This is a genomic window from Natronorubrum halophilum, from assembly GCF_003670115.1.
Lineage (GTDB): Archaea > Halobacteriota > Halobacteria > Halobacteriales > Natrialbaceae > Natronorubrum > Natronorubrum halophilum.
In genome coordinates this window covers 316,170-331,215 of the sequence record NZ_QQTY01000005.1, presented here as the reverse complement: position 1 = coordinate 331,215, position 15,046 = coordinate 316,170, and the positions used below count along the sequence as shown (strand labels likewise).

The following is a 15,046-nucleotide window of genomic DNA, read 5'->3' as shown; positions in this document are numbered from 1 at the left end:
TGGGCCAAGCATTACGCCAGCGTCGATGCCGCGGGCGATCGGTTCCAGTCACCGGACGCGGCGGGACGGGCGAGGCGACCGGGGCCCGCGACGCTCGAGAAGCGGTCGAATCGCCGACGGGGAGGACGGGAGCGTCGGTGGAACCCCCCATCCGGACCGGGGATAAAAGATTCTCTCGTTACCCGACAATATTGGCCGCTCACTGCGGTATCCGTGTAGTTTTAACCTCCCAGACGAATACCGGCTTATGACCGTGACGGAGGAACAAGCCGAGCAGCCGATCGACATTTTACTCGTCGAGCCAAACCCCGGCGACACGCGTCTCTTTACGGAAAACCTCCGGGACGCGAAACTTCTGAATACGATCTACGCCGTCTCCGACGGCGAATCCGCCCTCGATTTCGTCCACCAGCGCGGCGACCACACCGACAAACCGCAGCCGGACGTCATCTTGCTCGAGCCGCAGTTGCCCGATAGAGACGGGATGGACGTTCTCGCCGAACTGAACGACGAGCCGGCGCTGAGCGAGATTCCGGTCATCGTCCTCACGAGTTCGGACGCCGGCGAAAGGATCGTCAAATCCCACGATATCGACGCGGACACCTACATCCAGAAACCGGTTTCGGCCGAAGACTTCGCCGACTTCGTCCGATCGATCGAAGAATTTTGGTTCACCATCGTTCGAAACCCGTCCTCGACGACCGAGTGACACGCGGTTCGACCACCGACCTTGGAAGTTATCGGCGGCGGCTCGAAATCGGCCCTCGCGTCGCGGTCGGACAGGAATCTCAAGTCTCGTTTTCGGTTCGGACTCGACCGCGAGCGGCGGGCGTACCCGGCGCTGATTCGCGGGACGACACCGTTTTCGGTGCGTAACCCCTATCGATGATAATGACTCCCTCCACATCCAACGCCACCCATCCGCCCTTCAGCAAAACGGTGCTGTACTGTTTCGAGTGTGGCCACGAGAGCCAGATCGACGGCGACTGGACCGTTCGACAGCGCTGCGACCGCGAGATCTACACCTGCCCCGACTGCGAGACGACGATCGCCTCGCGTCCGCACCGCGCGTCTCGAGCGACACCGAACGGCGGCACTCCCGGTTACTGTTCGGGCGACTGATCGGTCGCCGCAGGCTCCGACGGTTCGTCGGGGACGCGAACTCGCCGCACCTCCCGGTCTTCCGCGCCGAACGGATCGTGACTCGAGCGCCTCGAGCCCCGATTGCGGGCCGGGTGCCGACGGTGGTGGTTTCGCACTGGGGATGCGTCTATCGACACCCGGCTAGCCGCCGCGACTCGAGGCGGGCCCTCACTCGGTCCTCGAGTCGGTCGCTACGTCGGGCGGGACCCGACAGCCACAGGGGGCGGCAACGCCCTCGAGCGGCCCGGTGACGGTCACGACGACGATCGGTTCGCCACAGTTGGGACAGGCGGGCCGCGACGAGTCGTCCGCGCTCGAGTCGTCGCCATCGCTCATCGCGGTCTCCCGGGAGGAGTGGCAGACGGCGGTGCGTTGATGGTGTGGTTCGACTGGCGTGCGGGATGTTTATATCCCGGTAGAATGTACGCAATCATGGCTTGCAAACCCTCGCGGGTTGGAAGCCACGCCTCGGGTGGTCCTAGCACCCGGGGCATTTCCGTACATGCCCCCCTGTTCTCGTGGAGTGTGGCTTCCGTTCTATTTGTTGACCTAACGTGGCTTATAACTATTGCTAACATGTGGGAACGCGGCCGGTGAATTCGAGATAGAGGGTGAACGGAGGCAGTTCTGTGACCCATAGTCCGGTACTCGGTATCCGTGGTCGCCATCAGTTCGGATTCGCATCCTCGTAAAAACACCCACCGACCCCTCGTTTTGGACTCACTCGCTTCCGACCATATTATGGGTATCCCTGCCACGCTCTCGGAATCGTCCATCCACGATAGATCCCTCTCGAGCGTTCCATCAGTGCTGATACCGGGGTGATGCGCCGAGGAACCTCACGGTCTACAAAGCCTCTCACGAACCGCTTCATTCAGTACAGGGAGCGAACTTATCATGATTCGTCCGACCATCTACAGTTATGATATCCTCCCCACCAGCTATCTGTCCTCGATGTAACAAACGGGAGACATACTCGGCCCGGTATACGACGCCGGGATGGCGAATCCAATTCTACGAATGTGATAATTGTGGTCGAAGATACGACCCGTATCTCGACGAAGAATACGGCATAGACTGATGGAGATTCGCACACGTAGTTACCGTTCAGTACAGGTAGTGCTATTATCGGGGTCTCCCTCAGTATCTCCGAATACCGTCAAAGAATTCGTGCTGCAGACAGAGAGTGCCTGGATCACCGTCGAACCGACGAGCCACCGTGGTCGATCATAAACTGCGAGTGGTTCCAAATCCGGATCCAGCGAGGCGGTGCTGACGACTGTAGTACGGCGCTGGCCGCGGTTCGTGGTCGTTTTCGGGTCCGCTCGAGTCGTCGTTAGTTCTCGGTCTCCTCGTTTGACCCCTCTACGCCCGCATCCAGTGCGTGCACTGTTGCACGGTCAGCTGAAAAGAAGACGGAACCATCGGCAAATCTCGGCTCGCTTATGTTGGAATCGGTAACGAAGTTCCACTGTTCGTCGCCGGTGGCCGCATCCAGTGCGTTTAACCGATAGGCGTCCTCGAAATCCGTGTCAGTTCTGCTGGCGACGAAGAGGGTGTCCTCGAGTACGGTTATCGGTGAGACTAATAAATTACCGGCGAGGAAACACCACAGTTCCGTGCCCGTCTCCGGCTCGAGTGCGTGAACGACACCGTCGTCGCCTACCCCAAGCGCAGTTCCGACATAGAGCGTGCCATCTGCCATGGTCACCGTGTCGACGGAATTGTCCGCCTCGAATTGCCACTTTTTCTCGCCCGAATCCGCGTCGACGGCGTACAGGCTTGCACACGTGGGATGGTCGTAGCAATCGTCCGTCCCGACATACAGGGTGTCGTCGAACACGGTCACGAACTCGGGTCTTGGCCTTTCGGTACCGGGATCCGGATTCACCGAGAACCGCCACCGTTCTTCGCCGGTGGTCGCGTCAAGCGCGGAAACGTAGTACTGGAAGTTGTCCGGTTGGTCAGTTTCACTGTCGAACGCTCCGAGGAACAGCGTGTCATCGACCACCGAGAGTTCGGTATGCACTCGACTGCCGACATCGGCGCGCCACTCTTCCTCGCCGCTAGCCACGTCCACGGCAAATACGTTCCCGTCGCCATCAGCGACGTAGAACGTGCCGGAGTCCGTCTTGGCGAACGAGTCCGTTTTGACTTTGAGATGGGTTTCGATACCGTACCCAACCTTGAAGTCCCATCGGTGGTCTCCGGTGTCCGCATCTACTGCGGTGACGCAAAATTGCTTGGGGATGAAGACGGTGTTCTCCGCCACGTGTATCGGTGCGACGGTCACATCGTAGTCGTCGAACTGCCACTTCTGTTCGCCCGTGTCCGCATCCAGCGCGTACACTGCAGTGTCTTCTACGTCCCGATTGGAGTAAACGTGACTCGTAGCATAGACGGTGCCATCGACCACGAGGGGCTGCTCGTGAAACTCCGTGTCGTCAACGCCGAATTGCCACTCTTCGTCGCCCGTCGATGCGGACAGTGCATGGACGGTATCGAGGTTACTCACAAAGAGGGAACCATCCGCTACGGATGACAAGTACGGTCTACCAAGGGGATCCGGAGTTTCGTAATCGACTCGCCACAGTTCTTCACCTGCACTGGATTCTGCATTTCCGTCACTTTCGTCACCGATAGCGATCCCGGTCCCGATTCCCGAAAGGAGGCACGTGCCCGCAGCACCGGCCAGGAACCTGCGGCGGGGAGTTGATTCGAACGACTGTTCTCCGAGTAGCCCACTATCGTGTTCACCCATACTCTCGCAGAAACCATTAGTAGATCATTATTATCTGTTGATTAGATACTCCTTACACTCCCAACAGTTTCACAGGGCTTCTGTCGACTCTTGCAAAGATCGAAATCTCCCTTTGATTTTAAGTACCCCCACCAATGCGCGACTTGCTCGAAATCCATCATCCTTCGTTGATTACCCTGAAGCTCGTGCCACAGTTGTGCCCTGTATTCAGCAGAAACTGAATCTTCTACTCAGATTCTGTCAGTAACAGCGTGCTGAATGGAGTGGATGAGTTTAGCACGACATCAATTATTTCGCGGCGACACCGGTGAACCAGCCATTCACTACAGATGCGAACTGAACGCCAGGAGTTATCCCTAGTGGCGATTTAGAGTGATATATCAGCTACCGGTTATATAGTCGCGTTGCTTGTTGAGAAAATGGTTATATCTGAACAGCTTCAGGGTACTTCTCAATAAAATCCCTGTACTAACCAATCATCATCTTCTGCAGATCGACACACCATTCATGCTATAATAGTGTATAAAAGGCGGTTAAACTCGTCTTTAGTCGGTTGCTGGAATAATTATAAGTGGTTGTTCGACCGCTGTTATCAATGAACCGAGAACGTTCTGCGAACGTAGTTTACGCCAAATTGATCGATTGCGTGGAGTTAATATGATAGATTCGGCTGTGTACTCGTCGGCGGCCTCGAGAATTACGTCAGCAATGTTCCGTCCATAACGAATATCGGTCGAGACAGGGATTTCCGACGCCTCAAAACACTCTCTAACAACTGTGAAAATTTCGTTGGAACGATGTTTGATCGCGGCTTGATCAACGTTGTCTGGCTCCTTCTGGATGACGTGAATCACATGAAGTCGACAGTCTTTCCCTTCCAAATACGGGTAGACTGCACTGCACGTGTTGGAAGCATCTTCTTGGTCCGCCACTGGCAACAGAACATCTATTTCGACAAATGAACGGGACATAACAAATACATTATCTTTGGCGAACTCTTTCAGAGTCCTGAGTGGCGAGTTTTTCAAAACTAACTAGCACGGGGCACGTGAAATAGATTCCGCCCAGTCGCTATCGCCACTAGTTATAAGCTAACACTACAGAAATCACATCTGGAATATGGGAACGAAAAACTCCTGCTCTGATCTCAACTACGCTCATACCGACCAGTTGTGATTTCCAGTACCGAGCAGTTCGGTGGTTGCTGTTAATGAACAGAGATCCGATGGGAGTGTCTCTCCCCGGTCCAGAGGACTGTACGAGCGACTGTCCAAGAAATCCTGATTCTCGGACAGAATTCGACCCATTTGGGCCGAATCCCCACTGATCGGCTCGCGCGGGACGCTTTTACGTCCGGTCTGTGGCGAAACCAGACGTGCAACTCGAGACATACGACACCGCCGACGGTCGACAAGTCCGCCTGACCGAAATGGAACGCGATCGGCTCCTAGCGGTGTACGACAACGGACCGACGAAACAGGTCGCGCTCGCGTTCATGGCTCGCTGTGGCTGCCGCGTTCCTGAAGTCACTGACGTTCGCCCTCGAGATGTCTACCAGGGCAACGATGCCGGCCAGTGGTTCCTACGGATACCGGAAGGAAAAAGCGAGAAAGAACGCCAGACGCCCATACCCACGGCGCTCGCCGGGATGGTTCGGGTTCTATCGCAATGACTCGAGTCCGACGATCGCGTTCTCGAGGTTACGCCACGGACGGTTCGGCGGTGGATTGGGAGTACAGTTGCGGAACTCGCCGAACGGGAGGACGACGATCGATGCTATACGTTGGACCGCACGATCTCCGCCGGACGTGGGGGCACCTGGCACTCGAAGCCGAGGTACTCCCGTCAGTGTTGATGCAGTGGGGCGGCTGGGATGATTACGAAACGTTTCAGCATCACTATTTGGGAACGCATTCGGAGAGTGTGCAGGCTCGAGAGGCGGCCTCGAGAACCCACTCCAATCAACACCCTCGGACCTGCTGCAAAAACACTGTGAACTGCACAGCCGCTGACTCAGTCCTCGAGCGACCCGTCGCACATCGCCTCGAACGCCCGCTCGCTACGGCTCAGTCCGTCGACGCCGTCGGTGAGCACGACCTCGCCGAAGACGGTCGCCCGATAGTATGTGTACAGCCCGTCCTGTCCCCGCTCCGTGCGCTGGCGTTTCTCTACGAGATCGACCTCGAGCAGTTTATTGAGGCGGTAGTGCAGGGTGCTGTCGTCGATCCCGATCGCTTCCTCGAGTTCTTTGGGACTCATCTCCCCGTCGTGGACGAGTCGGTAACAGATCTCGTAGCGGGTGCGATGGCCGATCGCGCGTGCATGTCGAGGTACTCCTCGAGTTGAAGCACGTTGTCCGTCGGAAGGGAGGTCCTCGAGATCATCCGCGTAGTCTCTGCCGTCCGTGCGCTCGGAGTTCGTCGTCATCGTAGTTCGGCGAGCGGGGGCTCCTAATCATTATCAAAATAATAATATTTGGGCCGCGAGGCCGTCGCTTCGCTCGTCCGCGGGCTCATCCGCTTTCAATACTCGCCGCTCACGAGTTTGTGAGCGGCGAGAATATGGGGCCGGAGGGATTTGAACCCCCGCCGCGCTTCCACTCCGTTCCAGCGCGGGCCGCACCGCAAGTGCTGATACCTGAGGGCGGAACGCGAGTGGGTCATCATTCGAATGTTGATCCGGTGGTCAGCTCACGTTCGGCGGTTCAGAACGATACCAATGACACCGAACGTAACGCCGTCACAAGCAGTAGAGGACTTCCTCGCAGAGCGTGAGGGAGAAGTTAGCAAAGCCAGCCATCGAAACTACAAGTACGCACTCAAAGAGCTAATTCGGTTTTGCGAGAACCAAGGCATTGAGGAGGTCGGAGAGCTTCACGGCTACCACCTGAAACAGTACAAGCTCCGACGACGAGGACAGGGTATCAAGGAGGTCACGCTGAAGAACAATCTCTCGACCCTCCGGGTGTTCCTCCGCTGGTGCGAGCAGGCAGAACTTCTCGAGCAAGGGACTGCTGAACTCGTCCAACTCCCGAAGCTCGATGAAGACGATCGAGTTAGTGACGATACGTTGTCGCAGGATAGAGTAGAAGACATTCTGGACTTCTTCTACAAATTCGAGTATGCACAACGACGACATGCGATCTTCCAGCTCATATGGCACACCTGCCTCCGAATGGGAACAGTCGTTGCCATCGATCTCGACGACTACCTCTCTTCCCGGAAGCAGATTAAGATCCGCCATCGCCCGGACACTGGAACTCCGCTGAAGAACGGCATTGAGGCGCAACGGAAAATCAACACCGGCGACTCAATGCGGGAAGTCCTTGATGACTATATCGAGGGGCATCGGCACAATATTGTTGAGGAAAGTGGCAGAGAGCCGCTTTTCACCACTCGTAATCAACGAGTGTCCCACACCGCATTGCGGAAGAATATGTACGGGATCACCCGACCGTGCAAAGTTCACGGGGGTTGTCCACATAATCGAACCATTGAGGCGTGTGATGCTGCTGTGAGAAAGAAAGATTCGTCGAAATGCCCTTCCTCAATGAGTCCTCACCCTCTACGACGAGCGGCTATCACGTATCATTTGAACCAAGAGTGGCCGAATGAGAAGTTGAGTGAACGGGCGAACGTAACTGTAGACGTTCTTGAAGAACACTATGATACACGACAGGAAGATGAGAAGGCAGTAACAAGGAAAAAGTATCTCGATAATCTCTGATAAATATGAAATAAACTCTGTAGTTATGAGAAGTATATACTGGATATAGATCGTCTATTTACTACACTCTCGTGTATTCTGCACGCATATATTCTTAACTCTACGATCTGAATTTTATGTCGGAATCATCCTTCGTCATTTACGTCATTTGACTGATATTCTGCAGTGAACCTATCATCGAGACCATCGGTATTCAAAACGGTTGGGAGGGGTGCCCAGATGATCTTTCGGAATAGAAGAACAAATAATGCAGCAAACAACACAAATGCTACATAACTCCCTCTCCCGAAATAGAGAACCGCTCCGAGCGCAATGAATGCTACCCGTCCCGATAAGCGATGTAGCCCCATTGGGGTGAAATACAGAACCCGTGGAATCTTTGACAAAGTCAACATCAATCCAATTTCCTTAAATTGCTTAAAGCTCGCCTTCAACTGATTTCGATCCTGATTTATATCTCTCAGTAACTCTCGTATCAATCCTCTGTGAGCCAGTCGACACGGTATTACCGGGATATTTTCTGCATCGGTCCCGAGGACAAATGACAGTGAATGGCGTATATGTATAGTCTTGTGTTTTGGACGCTTCTCTGGTCCATCTGGTCCGTAGATAGCACGGGCAACACCATGGGCCTGCATTGCTCCTAAAAATGTGAACGCTGTGAGAAACCAGAACGCGTGAATCGGTTTAAGACTAAAAATGAGGATTTCGAAATTGATCTGCGCGATGTATGTGATAAATGGATTGTTATCTTCGAAGGAAAGATATCCGAACGTAAGGGGAGGTAGATAAAATGAGGCGTAAGATAGTTGGCCAAGATTGGTTGCGGCGGACATATTCCATTTAAGACAATTACTCAATATAAATCATTCCCCGGTCAGATCTAACTTGATCCTGGTACAATCGCCTATGTCGCCTTTAGCGAGTCAATTCATTGAGGGCGAGTTTTATCACTTTCACCCACATACCTGCAATAGAACTGCCAGACAGAGTTGCACACCGTAACCTGCGCGACTGAAATATCAGACCCGACGCAGGGGTTCAATCATAAGGAACCCACCGCTGTCTGTGGGTTATGAATAAGTTGAGAGAGTAATGGGGCCGGAGGGATTTGAACCCCCGATCGACTGATATCTCCGGTGCGCCTCGGAACTCCAGAGGGTCATCACACGGACACTGATCAGGTGTCCGATCAGTATATCAGTTCTGGAGTGTCGTCCCGGGCGCCGTAGCCTCTGGAGTCAGTCGCCATCCCTGGCTTGGCCACAGCCCCTCGCCTCTCAGTTAGGGTATCCCGCCTAAAGTGGTTTCGATTCGGAATCCGCCCTACAGCCACGGGGCGCGGCCCTCGGTATCCGTCGAATCGTCGCCAGGATACGGCCCGGTATCCGGCTCGTCGTCGACCGAGTCGTCCACGTCGTCGGACTCCGACCCCGCGCCGCCGCCGTCCGTCACCGCCCCCATCCCGGATGCGGGGGTGTCGCTGTCGTCGGCCGCGTCGCTCGAGTCGCGATCCAGCGGAAGATCGATCGCGAACACGCCGGCGACGAGGAGCGCGGCGAGTGGCGCTTGGCCGAAGGCCATGCCGAGCATCGACAGCGGGAGCAAGCCGAGGGCCACCGCGCTCCCGAAGCGGAAGCGATCGATGTCCATGTACTCGCGCAGGTACGGCCCGCCGAGGGCGATCACCAGCGCGAAGCCCACGCCGATGGCCGCGGCGAGGACGGCGTTCGCGACGAGTGCGGGGTCGTCCATCACGACGACGGTCGCCCCCGTCGGATCGAAGCTCGCGACGAGCCCCAATCCGATGATGACGACGGGGTTTGGCAGATACTCGCCGATCGTCGCGCTGGCGGTCTTGGCCGCGATGGCGAGGATCACCAGCGCCGCGAATCGCGTGATGATGACGTTATCGAGAACGCTTCCGATCGCCGGCGCGAGTGCGGCCTGAACGGCGGCGAGCAGTATCAGCGGGACACCGACGAGCAGGACGATCGCCGCCTGCTCGCGCGGCGTGCCGGTCATCTCCGCGAGGATCACCGCGACCGTGGCGCTCCCGCCGAAGATCAACAGGCCGACCTGGACGGCTCCGAGCGGATCGTTTAGCGCACCCGCGAGAATCAGTGCGGGGAAGACGCCGTCGATCAACGGCAGCATCATCACCAGCGCCAACAGTCTCGCGTCACCGCCGACGATGCGCTCGAGGCGGAGGGCGACCGGGTGTTGTGACGTACTCATCGATCAGGGTCGATGGCCGTGACCCGAGGCCGGTGGGTAATAGGATGGACGGTCCCGTACGGAGAGACACCAGTTCGTCCAATTTCGGCCTCGCGCTGTGAGTTTAGCTGTAAATTTCCCGAACTGGAAGTTGGTGGCGTCAGCGGCGACGCTCATCCGGCCAGCGGTTCGGGAATCACTGAAGCTCACAGCGTACATACTCGAGTAGAGAACTGGATTATCAATAAGCGTTGTGTGGGAGGCAGTTACACAACAGGTCGAATATCCAACACTGTCTGCCAGATGCGCGCTGAAATGTACAGACCTGCGATCGAAGCGGCTGGTAGCGGATCGCGATCGCAACTCGGTCGGGGACACCTTCTGAAACCGAGGCGTTCGTCGCCGGTTCCCCGTCATTCGTTCGCATTCGAAGAGATCTCGCAACGCTTTTTGCTCGCGGGTTCTGACGGTTTACATGGCGAACGACATTCCTGAGCACGAGCCCTATTCTTCGAAACTACAGGTACCGGAGGCGCTAACGTTCGATGACGTCCTCCTTCGACCGAAGGAGAGCCGTGTCGAACCCGACGACGCCGACCTGAGCTCGAACGTCTCGAAATCCGTCGAGGTTTCGGTGCCGATCCTCTCGGCGGCGATGGACACCGTCACCGAAAGTCGGATGGCAATCGCGATGGCCCGCCACGGCGGCCTCGGTGTCCTCCATCGCAACATGAACGTCGACGCGATGGTCGAGGAAATCGAGCGCGTCAAAACCGCCGACGAACTCATCATCCCCTTCGATTCGGTCGTCACCGCGGACCCCGACATGACCGTCCGCGAGGTCGACGAACGGATGGCTCGCCGGGGCGTCGGCGGCGCACCCGTCGTCAACACCAACGGCGAAGTCCTGGGAATCATTTCGAGTACGGACATCCGGCCCCACCTCGAGGTCAACGAGGACGATCCGGTTACGGAAGCGATGACTGACGAGGTCATCACGGCCCACGAGGACATCGACCCGCGCGATGCCTTCGAGTTGATGTACGACCACAAGATCGAGCGCGTGCCGGTCGTCGACGACGAGAACCTCCTCGTCGGTCTCGTGACGATGCAGGGCATTCTCCAGCGCCGCGAGTACAAGGAGGCCGTTCGCGACGAGGACGGACGTCTCACCTGCGGGGTCGCCGTCAGTCCGTTCGAGAGCGACCGTGCGCTCGCCGCCGACGAGGCCGGCGCGGACGTGTTGTTCATCGACACCGCTCACGCCCACAACATGAACGTCATCGATGGGGCGCGCGAGATCAAGGAGTCCGTCGAGGCCGACGTCGTCGTCGGCAACATCGGCACCCGCGAGGCGGCGGAAGAACTCGTCGAGTTCGCGGACGGTCTCAAAGTCGGTATCGGCCCGGGTTCGATCTGTACGACTCGCGTCGTCTCCGGGTCCGGAATGCCCCAGATCACCGCCGTCGCACAGGTAGCCGACGTCGCGAGAGAGTACGGCGTCCCGGTGATCGCCGACGGCGGCATTCGGTACTCGGGTGACGCGATCAAGGCGATCGCCGCGGGCGCGGACGCGGTCATGCTCGGTTCGTACTTCGCCGGCACGGAGGAAGCGCCGGGTCGCGTGATTACGATGAACGGCAAGAAGTACAAGCAGTACCGCGGGATGGGCTCCGTCGGCGCGATGAAATCCGGCGACAGCGATCGCTATCTCAAGGACGAACCAGACGAAGAAGACGAGTACGTCCCGGAGGGCGTCGAGGCCGCGACGCCGTACAAGGGGACGCTCAAATCCGAACTCCACCAGCTCGCGGGCGGCATGCAGTCCGGCATGGGATACGTCGGGGCCGAAACCATCCCCGAGTTCAAGGAGCGCTCGGAGTTCGTCCGCGTCTCCGCCGCCGGACAGGCCGAGAGCCACGCTCACGACGTCGTGATCACCGACGAGGCACCGAACTACTCGCCGGATAACTAGGCCGCGTCGCCGTCACTGCCCGCGGGTTCGACGTTTCACTCCGTTTCTGGGACGATCACGATCGAGACCGCTCGGAACCGAACTCGAGCTACGGGTCTACGGACGGGGTTTCGAACGCACCTTCGTCGATTTCGGGGTCGTACTCCTCGAGCGCGGTTCGGACGAGTTCGAACACGGCCTGTTTGCTCCAGCGTGCGGTGTTGATGTGGAGGTCGTAGAACTCGCGGTCGTCGATGTCGATGTCGTAGTACGACTGGTAACGGCCGGCTTCGCTGACCTCGCGGACCCGCATCTCGGCTTCGGTTTCGATGCGATCCTCGATTCGATCGAGGCGGACGTCCTCCGGCGCGTCGAGCCAGATCCGAAGATCGGCGCGCTCGCCGGCGAGCCAGCCGGCGAGTCGAGACTCGAGGATGAACGGCTTGTTCGCCATCCCCCACTCCTCGGCGATGAACTGCAGTCGCTGATCGAGCGCGCGGTCGATCTCGTCAGATTCGTCGGCCTTCGCGGTCAGCTGGTTGAGGCTCATCTCCCGCTCGTCCGCGAGTTCGCGGAAGATATCGCCGCCCGAAACGTACGGACACCCCATCGCTTCGCTGAGACGCTCACACAGCGTCGTCGCCCCACAGCCCGGCGGGCCGGAGACGGTGAGAAAAAGCGTCGTCTCGATCTCGGTCGTTGACCGCTCGTTCGTGGACATATACGGAACTCTCAGTTCGAGATGAAAAAATATCCGACTGACGGCTCGAGTGGGTTTCGCGTACAGTTCTCAAAGCCGGGTGGAAACAGTTCACACCGGTAGAAACGGACCACACTACATTTCGAAAGCGTCGAGCACTGTCCGGTTCGCTCCGTTCAGAAACCGCTACTCGACGTACCGATACTTCCGCTCGCCCATTCGTCCCCAGCCGTCGAAAACGAACTCCGATTCGGGCGACGTGAACTCCTCGACGTCGACGTCCATGTCGTGGTTGTGCACGTCGTGGATCTCCTCGTAGTCGTCCCAACTCATGTCGTAGCGGCTCTCGAGTTGCTCGTCGACGTTCAGCGCCTCGATTTCCGCCTCCCAGCCGTCCTGAATCGTTTCCGCGTGCCCCTCCGCCTGGGCACCGGAGCCGTAGGAGCCGACGAGGAGTTTGCTCCCGGTGAGATCGAGGTCGTTCTCGAGGCCGTGTTTCAGCGCGCTCACGCGGGCGACGTGGACCGAGCCGGTGTACCAGTTGCCGACCTCTCGAGAGAGCGTGAGCGTCGGATCGATCGTCGCCTCGTACCACTCCTGGTACGTATCGGTCTCTTTGAGTTTGTCCATGTACTCCCGAAGCGCGTTGTGAAACGCCTCGTCGTCATCGAACGCTTCCGCACGGGGTTGGCGGCCGATCTCTTCGGCGAGGTCGTCTTCGATGCTAGTGTCTCGAATCATGTGCCGGTAGACCAACAGTCCCGCCTTGCGCACCATCCCCGGGAACGGGGTGTGGAACGGAATGTAGGCGTACTGGTCGGGATGGCTGTCGCCGGCGACGCTCTCGAAGTCCGCGAGCGCCTCGCGCATGCGGGCGAGATACACTTGCACGGAGCGTTTGCCGTCGACGGAGGGGAACTGCTGATTCGGCTTGAGGAAGTCGGTTTCGTCGGCCGACCCGTAGCCCTGCTCGGTCGAGAGTTCGACCAGATCGGGATCCTCGCTGATAAGCATCGCAACGGCACCGGCACCCTGGGTCGCCTCGCCGGCGTCGCCGCGAGCGTACAGCGCCGTGTCGGTGGCGATTACCAGCGCCGAGCGACCGCGGTTTCGACCCGCACGGATCCAGTTGTACGCGTCGTCTAAGCTCTGGGTCCCCGCGATACAGGCGAACTTCCGCTCGCCCTTGTTCGCGTGGTGGAAATCCTCGCCGTAGACCTGCTCGAGACAGCCGGCGACGTACGTCGAAACCGGCTTCGAGTTGTCGAAGGCGCTCTCGGTCGCGACGTCGATTCGACCGATGTCGTCGGGTTCGAGGCCCTTGCGTTCCATCAACCGGTGGGCGGCGTTTGCGCCCATCGTGACGATGTCCTCGTAGCTGTCGGGGAACGAACTGGCGTTCAGGCCGAGTCCTTTCGTGTACTTCTCGGGGTCCTCGCCCTGCGCCGGAGCGAACGTCCCGGGGAGGTCGAGTTTGAGGTTCCCAGTCCAGATTTCGATGGCGTCGATACCGACTGCAGTCATGTGTCGTATGTACTGGCCCGGATATATGATATTGTCGTTCGATGTTTCGACGGCTGTCGATCCCCACGACTACTTCGCGGCGTGAAACGAGCGGAACGCTGCCGGTTTCGACCTCGCCCCTCATCCGGTGGGTTCGTTTCGGGAGTTCGCTCGAGGGGGCGCTCCACGAGTGGGTCGTTCTCAGAAGGGTGTGGCTTACTATGTGGCGTGGCGGAGACCGTCCGACCGGAAATGGGACTCGCGGAAGATCGGCTCAGGAACGCCGTCGTCGGAGACGAATCCGTGTTGGTTCTTACGTCCGGGAGGCTCCTCGAGGACGTCGTTCGAGGCCGGGCAGCTATCGGACTTACCGACCGACGACTGCTGTGTGTCTCGGAAACGGGCGAGTTCGTCGATATCAACACCGACTACGTGTGTTCGATTCGAAGTCGGCGCCAGCGGAGCATTCAGTATCGGCCCACGGGCGGGGAAAATCACCTCGGACGCCTCGCGGGCGGTGCCCTCCTCCTGGGTGCCCTCGCGGTACTCAGTTTCTCCCTGTCGAGCGCCGACCCGTTTCAGGGTATCGTGACGATCGCGCTCGCCGTCGTCACCGCCGCGGTCGCCGTGTCGGTCGAAAGCGTGCGCAAACGGCCCGGCGTCGGACGAGCGCGCGAATCGATATTCGTCGGCGGGGGCACCCTCGCGCTGTTCGGACTCGCCGGCATCGGGCTCCTTGCGACGAGCGTGTACGCTCCACTGTTCGTCCTCGGAACGATCGGTGGTGTGGGGCTCGGTCGCTACGCCGTTCGACACCGCGGGACGCTCGACGAGATCCCGCTTCGCCGACATCGCGAAACTCTCCTCGAGATTCACACCGCCGACGGCGAGACCGTCCACATCGTCGTGGCTGCCGACTCGGAACTCGAGGGCGAACTCAGCACGCATCTCTATCGGGATCGGTCCGAGTCCGTCGCCCCGCCGGTGATCCGATCGCCCTCGAGGTAGCTCTTCGAGTCGGGTAGCGCCCACCTTCGTTCGG

13 protein-coding genes, 1 tRNA gene and 1 pseudogene are annotated in these 15,046 nt (G+C 58.5%); 6 read left to right on the top strand and 9 right to left on the bottom strand.

The genetic code is table 11. The features are described from left to right. The first annotated feature begins 247 nt into the window (after positions 1-247). The gene (locus DWB23_RS20510) at positions 248-709 is read left to right on the top strand and encodes a response regulator (RefSeq protein WP_121744639.1); all 462 of its coding nucleotides are present in this window, start codon (positions 248-250) and stop codon (positions 707-709) included. Positions 710-891: 182 nt separating this feature from the next. Next, entirely contained in the window at positions 892-1,122 is a 231-nt protein-coding gene (locus tag DWB23_RS20505) for a hypothetical protein (RefSeq protein ID WP_162989890.1), read from the top strand. A gap of 189 nt (positions 1,123-1,311) precedes the next feature. On the opposite strand, the gene DWB23_RS23220 is transcribed toward DWB23_RS20505, so the two are convergent. From DWB23_RS23220 to DWB23_RS24065, 3 genes are all read right to left on the bottom strand, one after another. Then, entirely contained in the window at positions 1,312-1,479 is a 168-nt protein-coding gene (locus DWB23_RS23220; RefSeq protein ID WP_162989889.1) for a hypothetical protein, read from the bottom strand. Between the two features lie 1,000 nt (positions 1,480-2,479). Then, positions 2,480-3,904 (bottom strand): outer membrane protein assembly factor BamB family protein, encoded by a 1,425-nt coding sequence (locus DWB23_RS20500; RefSeq protein ID WP_121744638.1) that lies wholly within the window; start codon positions 3,902-3,904, stop codon positions 2,480-2,482. Positions 3,905-4,449: 545 nt separating this feature from the next. Next, positions 4,450-4,875, bottom strand: a complete 426-nt coding sequence (locus DWB23_RS24065; RefSeq protein WP_121744637.1) for a universal stress protein — start codon at positions 4,873-4,875, stop codon at positions 4,450-4,452. 404 nt (positions 4,876-5,279) lie between these two features. Here DWB23_RS24065 and DWB23_RS20490 point away from each other — a divergent pair, with 404 nt between their 5' ends. Then, positions 5,280-5,576: a site-specific integrase gene (locus tag DWB23_RS20490; RefSeq protein ID WP_162989887.1), complete on the top strand. Its 297-nt coding sequence runs from the start codon at positions 5,280-5,282 to the stop codon at positions 5,574-5,576. A gap of 341 nt (positions 5,577-5,917) precedes the next feature. Here the strand turns inward: DWB23_RS20490 and DWB23_RS20485 are convergent. After that, positions 5,918-6,331, bottom strand: a pseudogene (locus tag DWB23_RS20485) (winged helix-turn-helix domain-containing protein). Between the two features lie 291 nt (positions 6,332-6,622). Between DWB23_RS20485 and DWB23_RS20480 the strand changes: the two are divergent. Then, positions 6,623-7,630, top strand: coding sequence for a tyrosine-type recombinase/integrase (locus tag DWB23_RS20480; RefSeq protein ID WP_121744635.1), 1,008 nt, complete (start codon positions 6,623-6,625; stop codon positions 7,628-7,630). 125 nt (positions 7,631-7,755) lie between these two features. Here DWB23_RS20480 and DWB23_RS23215 read toward each other — a convergent pair whose 3' ends face one another. The 3 genes from DWB23_RS23215 to DWB23_RS20470 form a co-directional block, all read right to left on the bottom strand. Then, positions 7,756-8,466: a hypothetical protein gene (locus tag DWB23_RS23215; RefSeq protein WP_162989886.1), complete on the bottom strand. Its 711-nt coding sequence runs from the start codon at positions 8,464-8,466 to the stop codon at positions 7,756-7,758. A gap of 260 nt (positions 8,467-8,726) precedes the next feature. Continuing rightward, positions 8,727-8,903, bottom strand: a tRNA-Trp gene (locus DWB23_RS20475). Positions 8,904-8,956: 53 nt separating this feature from the next. Further along, the gene (locus DWB23_RS20470; RefSeq protein WP_121744634.1) at positions 8,957-9,868 is read right to left on the bottom strand and encodes a DUF5794 domain-containing protein; all 912 of its coding nucleotides are present in this window, start codon (positions 9,866-9,868) and stop codon (positions 8,957-8,959) included. Between the two features lie 454 nt (positions 9,869-10,322). Here DWB23_RS20470 and guaB point away from each other — a divergent pair, with 454 nt between their 5' ends. Further along, positions 10,323-11,822, top strand: coding sequence for an IMP dehydrogenase (gene guaB / locus DWB23_RS20465; RefSeq protein ID WP_121744633.1), 1,500 nt, complete (start codon positions 10,323-10,325; stop codon positions 11,820-11,822). Between the two features lie 88 nt (positions 11,823-11,910). Here the strand turns inward: guaB and cmk are convergent, their stop codons facing one another. Beyond that, complete coding sequence (cmk, locus tag DWB23_RS20460; RefSeq protein ID WP_121744632.1) at positions 11,911-12,522, bottom strand: (d)CMP kinase; 612 nt, start codon at positions 12,520-12,522, stop codon at positions 11,911-11,913. A 165-nt stretch (positions 12,523-12,687) separates the two neighbouring features. Continuing rightward, positions 12,688-14,025 (bottom strand): hydroxymethylglutaryl-CoA synthase, encoded by a 1,338-nt coding sequence (gene hmgB / locus DWB23_RS20455; RefSeq protein WP_121744631.1) that lies wholly within the window; start codon positions 14,023-14,025, stop codon positions 12,688-12,690. 231 nt (positions 14,026-14,256) lie between these two features. Here hmgB and DWB23_RS20450 point away from each other — a divergent pair, with 231 nt between their 5' ends. Then, complete coding sequence (locus DWB23_RS20450) at positions 14,257-15,012, top strand: hypothetical protein (protein WP_121744778.1); 756 nt, start codon at positions 14,257-14,259, stop codon at positions 15,010-15,012. Positions 15,013-15,046 lie beyond the last annotated feature (34 nt).